At 72.0% G+C, this 15,661-nt stretch carries 19 protein-coding genes; 12 read left to right on the top strand and 7 right to left on the bottom strand.

Features of this window, described 5'->3' with window-relative positions:
- Nucleotides 1–136 precede the first annotated feature (136 nt).
- From H297_RS0129975 to H297_RS0129950, 6 genes are all read left to right on the top strand, one after another.
- Entirely contained in the window at nucleotides 137–1,549 is a 1,413-nt protein-coding gene (locus H297_RS0129975) for a carbohydrate kinase family protein (protein WP_486589725.1), read from the top strand.
- A 120-nt stretch (nucleotides 1,550–1,669) separates the two neighbouring features.
- Nucleotides 1,670–2,731 (top strand): PhoH family protein, encoded by a 1,062-nt coding sequence (locus H297_RS0129970; RefSeq protein WP_027740063.1) that lies wholly within the window; start codon nucleotides 1,670–1,672, stop codon nucleotides 2,729–2,731.
- Between the two features lie 12 nt (nucleotides 2,732–2,743).
- A complete protein-coding gene (gene ybeY / locus H297_RS0129965; RefSeq protein ID WP_027740062.1) occupies nucleotides 2,744–3,244 on the top strand; it encodes an rRNA maturation RNase YbeY in 501 nt (166 codons plus the stop codon).
- The gene (locus H297_RS0129960) at nucleotides 3,241–4,578 is read left to right on the top strand and encodes a hemolysin family protein (protein ID WP_027740061.1); all 1,338 of its coding nucleotides are present in this window, start codon (nucleotides 3,241–3,243) and stop codon (nucleotides 4,576–4,578) included. The genes ybeY and H297_RS0129960 overlap by 4 nt, the downstream gene beginning before the upstream one ends.
- A gap of 64 nt (nucleotides 4,579–4,642) precedes the next feature.
- Entirely contained in the window at nucleotides 4,643–5,005 is a 363-nt protein-coding gene (locus H297_RS0129955) for an MmcQ/YjbR family DNA-binding protein (RefSeq protein WP_027740060.1), read from the top strand.
- A gap of 100 nt (nucleotides 5,006–5,105) precedes the next feature.
- Complete coding sequence (locus H297_RS0129950; RefSeq protein WP_027740059.1) at nucleotides 5,106–5,918, top strand: hypothetical protein; 813 nt, start codon at nucleotides 5,106–5,108, stop codon at nucleotides 5,916–5,918.
- A gap of 348 nt (nucleotides 5,919–6,266) precedes the next feature.
- Here the strand turns inward: H297_RS0129950 and H297_RS40590 are convergent, their stop codons facing one another.
- From H297_RS40590 to H297_RS43460, 3 genes are all read right to left on the bottom strand, one after another.
- Nucleotides 6,267–6,491 carry a hypothetical protein gene (locus tag H297_RS40590; RefSeq protein WP_027740058.1) on the bottom strand — a complete coding sequence of 75 codons (225 nt, stop codon included), beginning with the start codon at nucleotides 6,489–6,491 and terminating at the stop codon, nucleotides 6,267–6,269.
- A 415-nt stretch (nucleotides 6,492–6,906) separates the two neighbouring features.
- Entirely contained in the window at nucleotides 6,907–7,260 is a 354-nt protein-coding gene (locus H297_RS0129935) for a hypothetical protein (protein WP_078514822.1), read from the bottom strand.
- Entirely contained in the window at nucleotides 7,248–7,442 is a 195-nt protein-coding gene (locus H297_RS43460; RefSeq protein ID WP_027740056.1) for a hypothetical protein, read from the bottom strand. Before H297_RS43460 ends, H297_RS0129935 begins: the two co-directional genes overlap by 13 nt.
- Before the next feature lie 183 nt (nucleotides 7,443–7,625).
- Here H297_RS43460 and H297_RS0129925 point away from each other — a divergent pair, with 183 nt between their 5' ends.
- From H297_RS0129925 to H297_RS0129900, 6 genes are all read left to right on the top strand, one after another.
- Nucleotides 7,626–8,375: a helix-turn-helix domain-containing protein gene (locus H297_RS0129925; protein ID WP_027740055.1), complete on the top strand. Its 750-nt coding sequence runs from the start codon at nucleotides 7,626–7,628 to the stop codon at nucleotides 8,373–8,375.
- Entirely contained in the window at nucleotides 8,372–8,842 is a 471-nt protein-coding gene (locus tag H297_RS0129920; protein WP_027740054.1) for an NUDIX hydrolase, read from the top strand. The genes H297_RS0129925 and H297_RS0129920 overlap by 4 nt, the downstream gene beginning before the upstream one ends.
- A gap of 476 nt (nucleotides 8,843–9,318) precedes the next feature.
- Entirely contained in the window at nucleotides 9,319–9,450 is a 132-nt protein-coding gene (locus H297_RS44675) for a hypothetical protein (protein ID WP_486589724.1), read from the top strand.
- A gap of 278 nt (nucleotides 9,451–9,728) precedes the next feature.
- The gene (locus H297_RS0129910; protein WP_199787286.1) at nucleotides 9,729–10,100 is read left to right on the top strand and encodes a cytidine deaminase; all 372 of its coding nucleotides are present in this window, start codon (nucleotides 9,729–9,731) and stop codon (nucleotides 10,098–10,100) included.
- 99 nt (nucleotides 10,101–10,199) lie between these two features.
- The gene (gene era, locus H297_RS0129905; RefSeq protein ID WP_027740052.1) at nucleotides 10,200–11,189 is read left to right on the top strand and encodes a GTPase Era; all 990 of its coding nucleotides are present in this window, start codon (nucleotides 10,200–10,202) and stop codon (nucleotides 11,187–11,189) included.
- A gap of 68 nt (nucleotides 11,190–11,257) precedes the next feature.
- Complete coding sequence (locus tag H297_RS0129900; RefSeq protein ID WP_027740051.1) at nucleotides 11,258–12,235, top strand: pyridoxal-phosphate dependent enzyme; 978 nt, start codon at nucleotides 11,258–11,260, stop codon at nucleotides 12,233–12,235.
- A 28-nt stretch (nucleotides 12,236–12,263) separates the two neighbouring features.
- Here H297_RS0129900 and H297_RS0129895 read toward each other — a convergent pair whose 3' ends face one another.
- From H297_RS0129895 to H297_RS0129880, 4 genes are all read right to left on the bottom strand, one after another.
- Nucleotides 12,264–13,184: a ribonuclease Z gene (locus H297_RS0129895; protein WP_027740050.1), complete on the bottom strand. Its 921-nt coding sequence runs from the start codon at nucleotides 13,182–13,184 to the stop codon at nucleotides 12,264–12,266.
- 6 nt (nucleotides 13,185–13,190) lie between these two features.
- The gene (locus tag H297_RS0129890) at nucleotides 13,191–13,577 is read right to left on the bottom strand and encodes a histidine triad nucleotide-binding protein (RefSeq protein WP_027740049.1); all 387 of its coding nucleotides are present in this window, start codon (nucleotides 13,575–13,577) and stop codon (nucleotides 13,191–13,193) included.
- Nucleotides 13,578–13,657: 80 nt separating this feature from the next.
- Nucleotides 13,658–14,395 carry a 16S rRNA (uracil(1498)-N(3))-methyltransferase gene (locus H297_RS0129885; RefSeq protein WP_027740048.1) on the bottom strand — a complete coding sequence of 246 codons (738 nt, stop codon included), beginning with the start codon at nucleotides 14,393–14,395 and terminating at the stop codon, nucleotides 13,658–13,660.
- Complete coding sequence (locus H297_RS0129880) at nucleotides 14,392–15,474, bottom strand: nitronate monooxygenase (protein ID WP_027740047.1); 1,083 nt, start codon at nucleotides 15,472–15,474, stop codon at nucleotides 14,392–14,394. The genes H297_RS0129885 and H297_RS0129880 overlap by 4 nt, the downstream gene beginning before the upstream one ends.
- Between the last annotated feature and the right edge of the window lie 187 nt (nucleotides 15,475–15,661).

Raw genomic sequence — 15,661 nt, 5'->3', positions numbered from 1 at the left:
ACGGCCCCGGCCCGGGAGCGCGCCCCGGGCACCGGCACGGGCCCCGAGGGTGGGGCGGGCACTATCGTCGGGAGGACGCCGTGGCGGGTGGTGTGCGCCGTGGCGGAACGGGGAGACAGCGGACCGAGAAGGCACGGTGAGCACGGTGAGCACGCGCGAGAGCCCCGAGTCCGGCCCGTCGGCTTCCGGTGGCCCACAGCGGGCACCGATGCCGGGTCAGGCGAGCGGTGGGGCCACGCCCCCCGGCCGCGGGGCGGGGCCGGCGTCCGAGGAGGTGCACCGCCGCCCGGGGCGGGACCAGCCGGCTGCCGCGCCGGCGCTGTCGGCACCGGCCCAGGTGCCGCCGGTGCCCGGGCCGCCGCACCCGTGGCAGGCACCGCGGGCCGCCCTGTCCCGTCCGCTGTTCGATCCACTGGCGGGGGTGCGTGAGCCGGACGGGCCGCGCTGGGACGTGTACCTGACCGGGACGGTGTTCTTGGACATCGTCTTCACCGGGCTGGACTCGGCGCCGGTGCGCGGCACCGAGTCCTGGGCGCGGGGCATGGGCTCCTCCCCCGGCGGCATCGCCAACATGGCGACGGCGCTGGCCCGGTTGGGGCTGCGCACCTCGCTCGCCGCCGCGTTCGGGGACGACATGTACGGGGACTACTGCCGTGAGGAGCTGGAGACCGGCGAGGGCATCGACCTGTCGCTGTCGCACACGGTGCCGGGCTGGCACTCGCCGGTCACGGTGTCGATGGCGTACGAGGGCGAGCGCACGATGATCTCGCACGGGCACGAGGCGCCGCCGCGGACCACGACGGCGGGTGACGGGCGCGCCACTCAGCGCGACACGGCCCCGCCCCGGGGCACCGGCGAGGCGGCGGACGGTGCCTACGACCCGGACGCCCCCGAGTGCCCCCCGCCGGCCGCGGCCTGCGTCTCCTCGCTGGTGCCGGGGCACCCGCAGGAGTGGATCACGGCGGCGGCACGGCGCGGCGCCCGCGTCTTCGCCGACGTCGGCTGGGACGAGACGGGCCGCTGGGACCTGGCGGCGCTGGCCGAGCTGCCGCAGTGCGAGGCGTTCCTGCCGAACGCGGTCGAGGCGATGCGCTACACCGGTACCGAGTGCCCGCGCGCCGCCGCGCACGCGCTGGCCGAGCACGTACCGCTGGCAGTGGTCACGATGGGTGCCGAGGGGGCGTACGCGGTCGACGGGTCCACCGGCGAGGCGGTGCACGTGCCGGGCATCGCGGTGGAGGCCCTGGACACCACGGGCGCGGGTGACGTCTTCGTGGCGGGCTTCGTCACCGGCAGCCTGGCGGGCTGGCCGCTCGCCGACCGGCTCGCCTTCGCGGGCCTGACGGCCGCGCTGTCCGTGCAGGAGTTCGGTGGCTCGCTGTCCGCGCCGGGCTGGCCGGAGATCGCCGCCTGGTGGCGCACGGTGGGCTTCCGGGAGCCGCACGGTGCGCGCTACGCCTTCCTGGAGCGCATCCTCGCGGGCTGCGCGGCCTCCGCCCCGCCGCGGCGGGCGGTCCCGACCCTGGGCTTCCGGCCGCCGGAGGGATGAGCCGGGGGGCCGGCGCGGGGCGCCCACAATTGCGGTGAGGCCGCGGGGACGGCCGTCGTACCCTGGGACGGGTAGAGAACTACGGCGCAGAGGGAGATGAGCAGGCCCCAGAGGCCGCCCATGACGCAGACAACCCCATCCCAGGCCGGATCCGGGCAGGAGACAGCCCGCTTCACCGTGCCTCCCAAGCACCCCATGGTCACGGTGCTGGGTTCCGGAGACTCTCTGCTGCGGGTCATCGAGGAAGCCTTCCCCGACACGGACATCCACGTGCGGGGGAACGAGATCAGGGCTACCGGTGATGCGGCGGAGGTGGCGCTCGTCCAGCGCCTTTTCGACGAGATGATGCTGGTGCTGCGCACCGGCCAGCCGATGACGGAGGACGCGGTGGAGCGCTCCATCTCCATGCTCCGCGCGCAGGAGAACGGGACGGGCCGCGCCGACGAGACGCCCGCCGAGGTGCTCACCCAGAACATCCTCTCCAACCGCGGCCGCACGATCCGTCCCAAGACGCTCAACCAGAAGCGGTACGTCGACGCCATCGACAAGCACACCGTCGTCTTCGGTATCGGCCCGGCCGGCACCGGCAAGACGTACCTGGCGATGGCCAAGGCGGTGCAGGCGCTCCAGGCCAAGCAGGTCACCCGGATCATCCTGACCCGTCCTGCCGTGGAGGCCGGGGAGCGGCTCGGCTACCTGCCGGGCACGCTCTACGAGAAGATCGACCCGTACCTGCGGCCGCTGTACGATGCGCTGCACGACATGCTGGACCCGGACTCGATCCCCCGGCTGATGGCGGCGGGCACCATCGAGGTGGCGCCGCTGGCCTACATGCGCGGCCGTACCCTCAACGACGCGTTCATCATTCTCGACGAGGCGCAGAACACCAGCCCCGAGCAGATGAAGATGTTCCTCACCCGGCTCGGCTTCGAATCCAAGATCGTGATCACCGGTGACGTGACGCAGGTGGACCTGCCCGGCGGTACGAAGAGCGGGCTGCGCCAGGTGCAGGAGATCCTGCAGGGGGTCGAGGACGTCCACTTCTCGGAGCTGACCAGCACCGACGTGGTCCGGCACAAGCTGGTGGGCCGTATCGTCGACGCGTACGAGCGTTACGACAGCGCCCGCGAGGCCGAGGGCGACGCCCCGCCGCCCAGGCGGCACAACGGCAAGAGGAAGTAGTCGACCCGCACCATGTCGATCGACGTCAACAACGAGTCAGGGCACCAGGTCGACGAGCAGGCGCTGCTCGACATCGCCCGCTACGCGCTGGCCCGGATGCGTATCCATCCGCTCTCGGAGATGTCGGTGATCTGCGTCGACGCCGAGACCATCGAGCAGTTGCACCTGCAGTGGATGGACCTGCCGGGACCCACCGACGTGATGTCCTTCCCGATGGACGAGCTGCGCCCGCCCTCCCGGGACGAGGAGGAGCCCCCGCAGGGGCTCCTCGGGGACATCGTGCTGTGTCCCCAGGTCGCCACGAAGCAGGGCGCGGAGGCGCCGACCGGGCACTCCATGGACGAGGAGCTGCAACTGCTCACCGTCCACGGGGTGCTGCACCTGCTCGGCTACGACCACGAGGAGCCCGGTGAGCGGACCGAGATGTTCGGGCTGCAGTCCGCGATCGTGGACGGCTGGCGTGCCGAGCAGGGCATGACCGGCCCGTCCCCGGCCCCGACCACCACCTCGTGAGCACGCCGCTGATCGCAGCCGTCGTGCTGCTGGTGATCGTGGCGTGGTCGGCCGCGTGCGCGGAGGCGGGGCTGGCGCGTACGACCAGCTACCGCGCCGAGGAGGCGGTCCGCCAGGGGCGGCGCGGCAGCGAGAAGCTGGCGGCCGTCGCGGCCGACCCGACGCGCTACCTCAACCTGGCCCTGCTGCTGCGGGTGGCCTGCGAGGTGGCGGCGGGTGCGCTGGTGACGTACGCCTGCCTGCGGGCGCTGGAGGGCACCTGGCAGGCGCTGGCCGTGGCCATAGGAGTGATGGTCTTCGTCTCCTACGTCGCCATCGGTGTCTCGCCGCGCACCATCGGGCGCCAGCATCCCCTCAACACGGCCACGGCATCCGCGTACGTGCTGCTGCCGCTGGCCCGCATCCTGGGCCCCGTACCGCAGTTGCTGATCCTGCTGGGCAACGCGCTCACGCCGGGCAAGGGCTTCCGCAAGGGCCCGTTCGCCAGCGAGGCAGAGCTGCGCGCCATGGTCGACCTGGCGGAGCAGGAGTCGCTGATCGAGGCGGAGGAGCGGAAGATGGTGCACTCCGTCTTCCAGCTCGGCGACCGCCTGGTGCGTGAGGTGATGGTGCCGCGCACCGACCTGATCACCATCGAGCGGTTCAAGACCATCCGGCAGGCGCTGACGCTGGCACTGCGCTCCGGCTTCTCCCGGATCCCGGTGGTCGGGGAGAACGAGGACGATGTCGTCGGCATCGTCTACCTCAAGGACCTGGCACGGAAGGTGCACATCAGCCGCGACGCGGAGAGCGAACTGGTCTCCACCGCGATGCGCTCGGCCACCTTCGTGCCGGACACCAAGAACGCGGGTGACCTGCTGCGCGAGATGCAGCAGGACCGGATCCACGTGGCCGTCGTCATCGACGAGTACGGCAGCACGGCCGGGATCGTCACCATCGAGGACATCCTGGAGGAGATCGTCGGGGAGATCACCGACGAGTACGACCGCGAGCTGCCGCCCGTGGAGGACCTGGGCGAGGGCCGCCACCGCGTCACCGCGCGCCTCGACATCGCCGACCTGGGCGAGCTGTACGGCCTCACCGGCTGGGACGACGAGGACGTGGAGACGGTCGGCGGGCTGCTGGCCAAGTCGCTGGGCCGGGTCCCGATCGCGGGCGCCAGCACCGTCGTCGACGTCACCGAGGACCACTCCGACCCGACGCTGACGGGCCTGCGCCTCACGGCCGAGTCCCCCGCCGGGCGCCGCAACAAGATCGTCACGGTGCTGGTCGAGGCGGTGCGCGAACCGGTGATGACCGACGGGGAGCAGAGCACGGCGGTCGGTGAGAGCTGAGCCCTCCCGCGACGGCCCGGCGGCGCGGGAAGCCGGTGTCCTACCCCCTGCCTAGGCTGAGGCCATGACACCGGACGAGCTCAAGGCCTGCTGTCTGGAACAGAACGGGGCCTGGGAGGACTTCCCCTTCCCCGCGAACCCGGGGCTGTCCACGTTCAAGGTCGCAGGGAAGATCTTCGCGCTCTCCGCGCTGGACGGGAGCCCGCTCACCGTCAGCCTCAAGAGCGAGCCGGAGATCGCCTTGCGGCTGCGGGAGGCGCACCCGGCGGTGCGCCCCGGATGGCACCTGAACAAGCGGCACTGGAACACGGTCGTCCTCGACGGCAGCCTGCCGGACCGTACCGTACGGGAGCTGGTCGAGGACTCCTACGACCTGGTCGTGGCCGGGCTGCCCCGCTGGGAGCGGCTGCGCCTGGGCAGCCGCTGAACTTCCGGCACCCGGGTCACCCGTTCAGGTGCAGCGGTCTGGCGGTGCGCCGCACCGGCTGGTGCGGTAGGGGGGAACCCCACCGTCGAAAGGGCCCGTCATGCGACGTGTTCGCCGCTCCGCCCCGCTCGTCGGCCTGCTGTCCGCCGCCGTGCTGTTCACCTCCGCCGGGTGCGGCAGCGACAGCGGGTCCGACTCCGGTGGCGACTCGCCCTCGCCGAGCAGCCCCACCAAATCGGGTGCCACGCCCACCGGTTCGCCGTCCGAGGCCCAGGGCCCGCTCAGCGAACAGCAGGCCCGGGCGGCGCTCGTGGTCGAGGGCAACCTGCCCAGGGGCTTCCAGAGCGCCGATCTGGACGACACCACGGCGGCGGGTGACGCGCCCGACGACCTCGACACCAAGGACCGCAACTGCAAGAAGCTGTTCGACGCGCTCGGCGGCGACCTGGACGGCCGGGAGGCGCGCACCGACGCCTCCCGCGACTACAGCAAGGGCGCGGCAGGGCCCTACCTGGCCGACGAGATCGCCTCCTACGACGGCGGCCGGACCGCGAAGCGCGCGCTGAGCACCTTCGAGAGCGTACGGGACAGTTGCCGCAAGGTGACCACGCGGAACAACGCGGTCACCGTCAAGTGGACCGCCTCCGAGCTGAGGCCGAGGACGGGCGCGGACAGCGCCGCCGTACGTCTGCGGGGCACCGCCCGGGGCGGGCGCGCGGACGGGAAGCAGCTCACCCTGGACCTCGTCCTGATCCGCTCCCAGCAGTCCACCACCGGGCTGGCCCTCCTCTCCACCGGCAAGGGCGAGGCGAAGTTGACCACGGACGTGGCCAGGACGGCGGGCAAACGGCTCACGGAGGTCACCAAGGGGCGGACGCCCACTCCGACGGTGCCGCCGGAACAGGACGACTGACGGCCGACGGCGCGAGGGCGTCGGCGGCGACGCTCAGCCCGGAGGTGGCGGTCACCCGTAGCTGCCGACGGCGACCAGGTGCAGCGCGCCTGCCAGTGAGACGGCCACCACCACCAGCCACGGCCCCGCGCCCTGACCGAGTCCCAGAAGGGCAGCAGTCGGGACGCCCTGCCCCGTCGGGGCCAGGGGGGGGTGGGCGCGGGGGCGCAGATACTGCAGGCCACCTTCGCCGCGAGGGCGCCACCCGCACCGAGGCGAGGCACTGCACCCCGAAGACGAGACCGGAGACGAGTGCCAAGACGCCCAGTAGGTCTTGCAGGTTGAGGGTCACCGGGAAGACGACGGCGGTCATGATCGAAACGGTGGCCAGCCCGCCCAGGTTGCCGAAGGCGACGGTGGGTGGCGCAGCAGCCACAGCGGCAGCAGCGATGCGGCACTGCGGGCCTCGACGCGGACGAACACCCGCAGCAGCACGAGCCCGGCCAGCGGCGCCGTCGGCACGTCGGGGCGGGTGAAGCCCTCCTCGGCGGCGGTGGACAGGCCGTGGACGACACCGAAGAGGGCGCCGGGCACGGGCCAGCGGGAAGGACGCTCGCGCCATGAGCGCCCCGGACGGCGAAAAGGGTGTGGGTACCATCCACCCCCTGCGCCGAACAACAGGAAGCCCCACCCACACGCCACGGGGGCAACGCACGGACGGGGCCGCTGTGAGACCCACCGGCTGCCCTCCCGGACACAGTCGAGTCACGCCCAACCCCTGCGGGCAACCCACACCGTCCGCCCCCTGGGGTGCCTGCCGCACCACTCGGACCATCCGGCCCCGTCAGGCAGATCGCGCTTGCTCAGCAGACCGAATCGCTGCCGGGCACTGGGCTCACTCGCCACCGTCCTCGTTCTGCTGGCCACCGTCCGACTCGGGTGCGCTGACGGTCTCGTCGCCGAAGACGACGTCGTACCCGTTGACCTGCTCACCGTTCCCGCTCACCGCTCACCTTCCTTCCGGCACCTCGCCGTTCCTCCTGTCGGCAACGGCCTGCGCGACCGCTTCACTGGGCCAGTGGGCGCGCCCGTCCGGAGTGTGCACCAGGTGGCCGCACGGATCGACCAGGAAGATGCGACCCTCCACCACATCAACCCTGTGCCGGGGGTCCACGGGCGCGTCAGGGGCCACGAACGGCGGTAACGGCCTCAGCTCGTCCCCAAATCGCCAGAGCGAGACGGGCGGGCCGGCTGGTGTGCGCACCTCAAGCCGGTAGATCAGCGGAGCGGGCCCGGTGATGTCGCGGACCACGCCAGTGGCGCCGGTACGGACATCTCGTGCCGCTGTGTTCACCTGCCACATGGCCGCACGCTCCGCGCCGTCTTCGGCGTGTGGCTGCCGCTGCGGAGGTGCCGCTCGAACAGCGCGGCAATATCAGCCGTGACCTGATCGCTGTCACCCTTGGCGAGCTGCATTCCGTACCAGTCACAGTCGGCACAGTTCCGACTTACCCGGGGGTCGCGCTCGTGGCTGTTGTCGGTCACGTCATGGCTCCTCAGAAGCATTGGTCACGCCCCCGGGCCGTTTACGCGGTCGCGGAGGTCCTTGATGGCCAACTCTTCGGCGCGCGAGCGGGACGAAGGAACTTCGTACTTCCCCCACTTCGGGACGTCCCGCCTGGGGTAGAACGTCCCTGGCAACGTCCAGAGTGCGGGGTGACACTGAACATGCAGAACGAACGCCTACGGGCCGTCATGGCGGCAGGGGGATGGGCTCACATCGACCTGGCCAACGCGACAGGGGTTGATCCCAAGAGCGTTGAACGCTGGGTCAATTCAGGCCGCACGCCCAGGCGGATCACTGCCCTCAAGGCAGCCGAAGCACTAGGGGAAGACGTGCATGCACTCTGGCCAGCGCTCAGGCAGGCGCGTGCAGCAAGGGCGGTGAGCCCTGAACTCGTCGCACTGTACGACCAGCGGGCAGACCTTCCCGTTTCCGCATTTGTTGACCTCTGGACGCAGGCGCGAAAGCGGATTGACGTACTCGTGTATGCCGCTGTGTTTCTGCATGAGGCGTACCCGCGTCTCCATGAACTTCTCCGTGAGCGAGTGGCCGAGGGGTGCTCCGTGCGCATCGCCGTAGGGGAAGCGGACAGTGAGAACGTGCAACAGCGCGGGCGGGAAGAGAGGTTCGGGCACGGGATCGAATCGCGCTGTCGTCTCGCCGTCATGCACTACCGACCATTGCTCAGCGTGCCGGGGGTTGAACTCCGCACGCACTCGACCACGCTCTACAACTCGATCTATCGCGCAGACGATCAGATGCTGGTAAACGCGCACGTGTGGGGTGTGAACGCCTACGGGGCGCCTGTGTGGCACCTTCGGCGGCACAGCGAAGGCGGGATGTTCGACAGCTACGCACAGAGCTTCGAAACCGTCTGGGACACAGCACAGCCGGTACAGGAAGGTGTCCAGTGAGCCGCACAGAGTATTACAACGACCCGAACGCACCGGAGCCCAACAGCCTCGTCGTCGCGGCTTCAGCCGTCGTCACGGACGCAGAGGGGCGTATTCTCTTGCAGCGGCGGACAGACAACGGCCTCTGGGCACTTCCCGGCGGCGGAATGGACATGGCCGAATCCCTTCCCGACGCGGCGGTGCGCGAGGTGAAGGAAGAGACCGGGCTAGACGTTGAGATCACCGGTCTTGTCGGTACGTACACAGACCCGCATCACATCATCGCGTACAGCGACGGGGAGGTCAGGCGGCAGTTCAACGTGTGCTTCACGGCCCGTATCGCTGGTGGATCATTGACCATCTCTGGTGAATCATCGGAACTACGGTTCGTCGCTCCCGCCGACATCGACGCACTACCGATACACCACACACAGCGGCTGAGGCTTTCCCACTTCACCGGGGACAGGCAGGCGCCCTATCTCGGGTAGTCGATGCAGGGCACAGAAATGCCCCGCAGCCGGGTGGTCGACCCCGCCGCCGGAAGTGACTCTGAACAGCTCCTCGGCTCCGTGTTCGTCGCGGAACGTTGCATGCGCCGCCGCTTCGAGCACATCGGCAGAGACGGAGCCGTCCGCTCTCGCGCTTGCAGAGCGGCTTGCCCAGCGATGACAGGCCACCGTGCCTTTTGCAGTCCTGCCAACAACGCCATCCCGCGATGTGCGGCCCGTTCGGCGCGTTCGCCTGCCTCTAGCTTCTTGAGCCGTGCTCGCACTCGCTTCGCTGTCGCGGCGTCGAACACCGGCGGGCCACACTGCACGGCCGTACCGTCCGACTCCGTTACCAACTCACCCCTGCATCCTCGGTATCGGCGCCGCGTGACCCTCCGCAACAGCTTTCGCCACTGCTGCCGACCGCCAGGTCCTGTTCCCTGGAGCGAGGGCGCGGCAGCATCGTCTCCCCGCAGGTGCTGGACGCGGTCGCACGGGTGCTGCGGTTCGACCATGCCGAGCGCCACCACCTGTACGTGCTGTCCGGGCCGGGCCCGCCGCTGACCGAGTCCGAGTACGACCGCTGTGCGAGGGCTGCCATCGGCTGATCGCCAGCAGGATGCCGTATCCGGCGCACATCATGGGCCCCTCCTCCAGCAGGGTCGGGACGAGCGAGGTGGCCCGGCCGGTGAGGGGCATCGGCCTTCAGGACAATCGCGTCATCGACTTCTGCTGCGACGACCGGTACCGCGCCCGCTCCGTGAGCTGGGAGCGCAACGCTCCCGGCGTGGTGGCGGAGCCGCGCCGGTCGACACGGCCGGAGGTGCGCCGCGCGGAGCTGCACCAGGTGGCGGGGGGACGCCGCGGGTGTGCGTGGGCACCGCTTATGCTCGCCGTCATGAGTGACCGGAGCACGGACGGGCTGGACCCGGAGGACCGCAAGATCGTCACGCTGGCGCGCAGTACCCGCGCCCGTAACGCCGTCCCGGAGGGTGCGGCCGTACGGGACGAGACCGGGCGGACCTACGTCGCGGGCTCGGTGGCGCTGCCGTCGCTGACGCTGTCCGCGCTGCGTACGGCCGTGGCGATGGCGGTGGCCTCGGGGGCGACGTCGTTGGAAGCCGCGGCGGTCGTCTCCGCGGCGGAACAGGTTCCCGACGAGGACCTGGCGGCCGTAGGGGACCTGGGCGGACCGGCCACGCCGGTCCTGCTCGCCGGCCCCGACGGCACGCTCCGTGCCACCGTGACGGCCGGCTGACACCCCGGGCCTCCCGGACGCGTCCCCGTCCACGCCGCCTGCCCCGGACCGGCACGGCGAGCGACGGCGGGGGCGGAGCGGGTCGCGGCATCGGGGACAATGGAGCGTATGAACGCTTCCTCCGCCGGCCCCGGTGCCGCCGGCGCCACCACAGGCCACGCTCCGGACGAGGGCCCGTACCGGTCGGGCTTCGCCTGCTTCGTCGGCCGCCCCAACGCGGGCAAGTCGACGCTGACCAACGCGCTGGTGGGCACGAAGGTCGCGATCACCTCCACCCGGCCGCAGACCACCCGGCACACGGTGCGCGGCATCGTGCACCGGCCCGACGCCCAGCTCGTCCTGGTGGACACCCCCGGCCTGCACAAGCCGCGCACCCTGCTGGGCGAGCGCCTCAACGACGTGGTGCGCACCACCTGGGCCGAGGTCGACGTCATCGGCTTCTGCGTCCCCGCGGACCAGCGGATCGGCCCGGGTGACCGCTTCATCGCCGGCGAGCTGGCCGGGGTGCGCAAGCGGACCCCGAAGGTCGCCGTCGTCACCAAGACCGACCTGGTCAGCAACAAGGCCCTCGCCGAGCAGCTGCTGGCCGTCGACCAGCTCGGCAAGGAGCTGGGCATCGAGTGGGCCCATGTCGTCCCGGTCTCCGGCACCGAGGGCACCCAGGTCGAGCTGCTGGCCGACCTGCTGGTGCCGCTGCTGCCCCAGGGCCCGCCGCTGTACCCGGACGGCGACCTGACGGACGAGCCGGAGCAGGTCATGGTCGGCGAGCTGATCCGCGAGGCCGCCCTGGAGGGCGTACGGGACGAGCTGCCGCACTCGATCGCCGTGGTGGTCGAGGAGATGGTGCCCCGCGAGGGCCGCCCCGCCGACCGCCCGCTGCTGGACGTGCACGCCAACATCTTCCTGGAGCGGCCCAGCCAGAAGGGCATCGTCATCGGCCCGAAGGGCAAGCGGCTCAAGGAGGTCGGCTCCACCTCCCGCCGCCACATCGAGGCGCTGCTGGGCACGCCCGTCTACCTCGATCTGCACGTCAAGGTCGCCAAGGACTGGCAGCGGGACCCCAAGCAGCTACGCCGACTGGGTTTTTGAACCGACCGGCGTCCGCGGAACCTCCACCGGCCTCGGGGTCTGCCGGAGAGCTGGGATAGGTTCGCGGAGTGACCGAAGAGACCACCGCACCCGCGCTCTCGCTCGACGACGTGCGCGCGGCCGCCGCCCGCATCGACGGCGCGGTCCACCGCACTCCGGTCGTCCGCTCCCGCACGCTCGACCGGCTGGTCGGTGCCGAGGTGTTCCTCAAGTGCGAGAACCTGCAGCGGGCGGGCGCCTTCAAGTTCCGCGGCGCCTACAACTGGATGGTGCAGCTCACGCCGCGGCAGCGGGAGCACGGTGTGGTCGCGTACTCGTCGGGCAACCACGCGCAGGCCGTCGCGCTGGCCGCCCGTGAGTTCGGTACCAGCGCCGTCATCGTCATGCCGGCCGACGCCCCCACCGCGAAGCGCGACGCGACAGCCGGGTACGGGGCGGAGATCGTCACCTACGACCGCTACACCGAAAGCAGGGAGGCCATCGGCGAGGCGATCGCCGCCGACCGCGGGCTGACCCTCATTCCGCCCTATGACCATCCGCGCACCATGGAAGCTCAGGGCACCGCAGCGCTGGAGCTGCTCGACGAGGTGGGCGAGCTGGACGCGCTGCTCGTCCCGGTGGGCGGGGGCGGGCTGGCGGCCGGGTGCGCCACCGCCGCCAAGGGGCTGTACCCGCGCCTGCGCGTGCTGGGTGCCGAACCCGAGGCGGGCGACGACACCGCCCGCTCCCTGGCGGCCGACGAGCGGGTGTCCGTGGAGGTACCGCACACCATCGCCGACGCGCTGACCGCCACCACGCCGGGTGCGCTGACGTTTCCGGTCAACCGCCGGCTGCTGGAGGGGGTGCTGGTGGTGAGCGAGGAGGAGCTGCGCACGGCCATGCGGTTCGTCCTCGAACGGCTCAAGATGCTGGTGGAGCCCGCCGGTGCCTGCGGGCTGGCCGCGCTGATCGCCGACCGCGTCGATCCCCTGCCCAGGAGGGTGGGCGTGATCCTCTCGGGCGGCAACATCGGCATGGAACGGTTCATGCAGGTCATGGGCGGGTGACGCGTGCGGCGGCCCGCAGTCGGGCCGGTCAGCGCCGCTTGGGCACGGGGATCCGCATCAGGTCCTCGGCCGCCGTCAGCTCGCCCTCGAACCCGGCGGCCCGCGCCTCGGCCGCGAACAGCGCGGTGTCCGGGTAACGCTGCGAGAAGTGCGTCAGCACCAGGTGCCGCACGCCCGCCTCGGCGGCCACCCGCCCCGCCTGGAAAGCGGTCAGATGCCCTGACACGTCGGCCAGTTCGGCGTCGGCGTGCAGGAACGTCGACTCGATGACGAGCAGATCGCAGCCCTCGGCCAGCTCGTACACCCCCTCGCACAGCCGGGTGTCCATGACGAAGGCGAACCGCTGCCCCCGGCGCGGCTCGCTCACCTCTTCCAGGCGCACCCCGCGCAGCTCCCCCTCGCGTTGCAGACGGCCCACGTCCGGGCCGCGGATGCCGCGCCGAGCGAGCCGTTCGGGCAGCATCCGGCGGGCGTCGGGTTCGGTCAGCCGGTAGCCGAACGCGTCGATGCGGTGCGAGAGTTCCCTGGCCTCCAGCGTGAACGGCAGCTCCGGCTCGCCCTCGCCGCCCGCGAGCACGCCGGGCCCGGCGACCGGTACCTCGCGCAGCGCCACCGTGTCGTGGAACGGCGTGGCATGGCGCAGCCGCTCGAACCAGGGGCGTCCGCTCGCCGGGAAGTGCGCCGTCACCTCGTGCGGCACCCCGTCGAGGCTCATGTGCTGGATGACGCCCGGCAGCCCGAGGGCGTGGTCGCCGTGCAGGTGGGTCAGGCAGATCCGGGTGAGGTCGTGCGCCGCCACCGAGGTGTGCAGCATCTGCCGCTGCGTGCCCTCGCCGGGGTCGAACAGGATGCCCTCGCCGTCCCAGAGAAGGACGTACCCGTTGTGGTTGCGGTGGCGGGTGGGCACCTGGCTGGCGGTGCCCAGGACGACCAGTTCACGCACCGACACGGCGGGTCACCCGGGCGGCCATTCGAGCCCGCGGCCGCCCAGGACGTGCGCGTGCGCGTGGAAGACCGTCTGTCCGGCGCCCGCCCCGGTGTTGAAGACGACGCGGTAGCCGATGCCCGGGCCGTCCCCGCCGGCGGGAGTGATCTTCTCCTGCGCCGCGACCTCGCCCGCCTCCCGCAGTATGTCGGCGGCCACGTCGGGGGCGGCGGCCGCCAGGGAGGCCGCGTCCGGGTAGTGGGCCTTCGGGATCACCAGCACGTGCGTGGGCGCCTGCGGGTTGATGTCCCGGAAGGCGACGGTGGTGTCGGTCTCCCGCACCAGCGTCGCGGGCACCTCACCCGCGACGATCTTGCAGAACAGGCAGTCCGGCTGCGGTTCTCCGTTGGAAGCCATGCCCGGATGGTACCCGAGCCAGGTCGGCCCTCCCGGGGTTCGCGCCCAGGTCCCGGGCCCGCCGGCCACGGGGCCGCCCCTCACCCCCAGCGGCCGGTCCGCGCCAGCAGTACGGCCGCTGCGGCGGTCCCCGCGGTGGAGGTGCGCAGCACGCTGGGCCCCAGCCGGAACGGGGAGGCGCCGCCCGCGGCGAACAGCTCCAGCTCCTCCGGTGCGACGCCGCCCTCGGGACCGACCACCAGCACGATCCGCCCCGAGGCGGGCAGCGGCGCCGTCGCCAGCGGGGCGCTGCCCTCCTCGTGCAGCACCGCCGCGAAGTCGGCGTCCTCCAGCAGCCGGGCGACCTCGCGCGAGCCGGCCAGGTCTCCCACCTCGGGGAACCGCAGCCGACGGGCCTGTTTGCCCGCCTCCCGCGCCGTACTGCGCCACTTGGCCAGGGACTTGGCGCCGCGTTCGCCCTTCCACCGGGTGACAGCGCGGGAAGCGGCCCACGGGACGAGGGCGTCCACGCCCGTCTCCGTCATCGTCTCGACCGCCACCTCGCCCCTGTCCCCCTTGGGCAGTGCCTGGACGACGGTGATCCAGGGGCTGGGTTCCGGCTCGGTACGCACCTCGTGGACGGCGATCTCCAGGCGGTCCTTGCCCTCCGCGGCGGTGACGGTGCCCCGGGCGCCGGTGCCCGCCCCGTCCGTGAGGACGACTTCCTCGCCGGGCCGCAGCCGCCGCACCGAGACGGCGTGCCGCCCCTCGGCTCCTTCGAGGACGACCGTGCCGGAGCGCAGCAGTTCCGGCCCGGCCAGGAAGACGGGGGCGCTCACCGGTCCGCCTTGCGCGCGGCGGCGAGCTCGGCCACGAGTACCTCCACGAGCTGCCCGGCCGGCAGTTCGCGGGCCAGCCGGTGTCCCTGTCCCGCCCACAGCGCCATCGCCTGCGGGTCGTTCGCCGCCGCGGCGGCCTTGCGCAGCCCGGCCGTCAGATAGTGGACCTGCGGGTATGCGGCGGGCGCGTACGGGCCGTGCTCGCGCAGGAAGCGGTTGACCAGGCCGCGCGCCGGGCGCCCCGAGAAGGCGCGGGTCAACTCGGTGCGGGTGAACGTCGGATCGGTCATGGCGCGCTTGTGCAGCGGGTGGGCTCCGGACTCGGGGGTGACCAGGAACGCCGTACCGAGCTGAGCGGCCGCCGCACCCGCCGCGAGCACCCCGGCGATCTGTCCGCCCCGCATCAGACCCCCGGCCGCGATCAGCGGTACCTGCACCGCCTCCCTGGCCTGGGCGACGAGCGAGAGCAGCCCGACGCCGATGCTGCCCAGTTCGTCCTGCGGCTCGTCCCGGTGCGTGCTGTGGTGGCCGCCCGCCTCCACGCCCTGGAGGCACACCGCGTGCGCGCCCGCCTCCTGCGCGGCCACGGCCTCCGGGACCGAGGTCGCGGTGACGACGGTGACGGTGCCCGCCCGCGCCAGCCGCTCCAGTGGGCGCGGTGCCGGGCAGCCGAAGGTGAACGAGACGAGCGGCACGGGGTGCTCGTACAGGACGGCCAGCTTCGCCTCGTACGCGTCGTCCGTGGTGCCGTCGGTGTCGCCCAACTCCGTCTCGTACCAGGCGGCTTCGCCCGCCAGCTGCTCGCGGTACACCTCGACCGCCGCCGGGTCCGCGGTGCGGGGCTGCGGCATGAACAGGTTGACGCCGAAGGGGCGCGCGGTCAGCCGCCGCACCTGTCGGATCTCCTCGTACATCGCCTCCGGCGTCTTGTACCCGCCCGCGAGGGATCCCAGGCCGCCCGCCTCGCTCACGGCGGCGACCAGTTCGGGACAGGAGGCCCCGCCCGCCATCGGAGCCTGGACGATCGGGTGCTCACTCAGCTCGGCGAGCGAAGGCGGCGAGGCGTGGGAGGAGGGCATGGCCACATCCTGCCACGCCCCACCGGACGCCCCTCGACAACGGTGCAGCACCCCGACGGCGACCACTCACCGCCCGTTGCAGCGCCCTTCGGAGGCAACCTCCGGAATCCGGCCGGACAGGGACTCACCGCCCGTTGCAGCACCCTCCGGGAGACAACCCCCGGACCCCCGGCCCGACAGGGACTCA

Source organism: Streptomyces sp. CNT360, from assembly GCF_000424785.1.
The sequence above is the reverse complement of the archived record's forward strand: the minus strand, read 5'-3'. Positions and strand labels throughout refer to the sequence as shown.

Coding starts and splice junctions, on each gene's coding strand:
- H297_RS0129955 (WP_027740060.1), top strand. CDS start 4,643: ATGACACCGGACGAGCTCAAGGCCTGCTGTCTGGAACAGAACGGGGCC.
- H297_RS0129880 (WP_027740047.1), bottom strand. CDS start 15,474: ATGCCCTCCTCCCACGCCTCGCCGCCTTCGCTCGCCGAGCTGAGTGAG.
- H297_RS0129950 (WP_027740059.1), top strand. CDS start 5,106: ATGCGACGTGTTCGCCGCTCCGCCCCGCTCGTCGGCCTGCTGTCCGCC.
- H297_RS0129925 (WP_027740055.1), top strand. CDS start 7,626: ATGCAGAACGAACGCCTACGGGCCGTCATGGCGGCAGGGGGATGGGCT.
- ybeY (WP_027740062.1), top strand. CDS start 2,744: ATGTCGATCGACGTCAACAACGAGTCAGGGCACCAGGTCGACGAGCAG.
- H297_RS0129910 (WP_199787286.1), top strand. CDS start 9,729: ATGCTCGCCGTCATGAGTGACCGGAGCACGGACGGGCTGGACCCGGAG.
- H297_RS0129935 (WP_078514822.1), bottom strand. CDS start 7,260: ATGTGGCAGGTGAACACAGCGGCACGAGATGTCCGTACCGGCGCCACT.
- era (WP_027740052.1), top strand. CDS start 10,200: ATGGAGCGTATGAACGCTTCCTCCGCCGGCCCCGGTGCCGCCGGCGCC.
- H297_RS0129890 (WP_027740049.1), bottom strand. CDS start 13,577: ATGGCTTCCAACGGAGAACCGCAGCCGGACTGCCTGTTCTGCAAGATC.
- H297_RS0129970 (WP_027740063.1), top strand. CDS start 1,670: ATGACGCAGACAACCCCATCCCAGGCCGGATCCGGGCAGGAGACAGCC.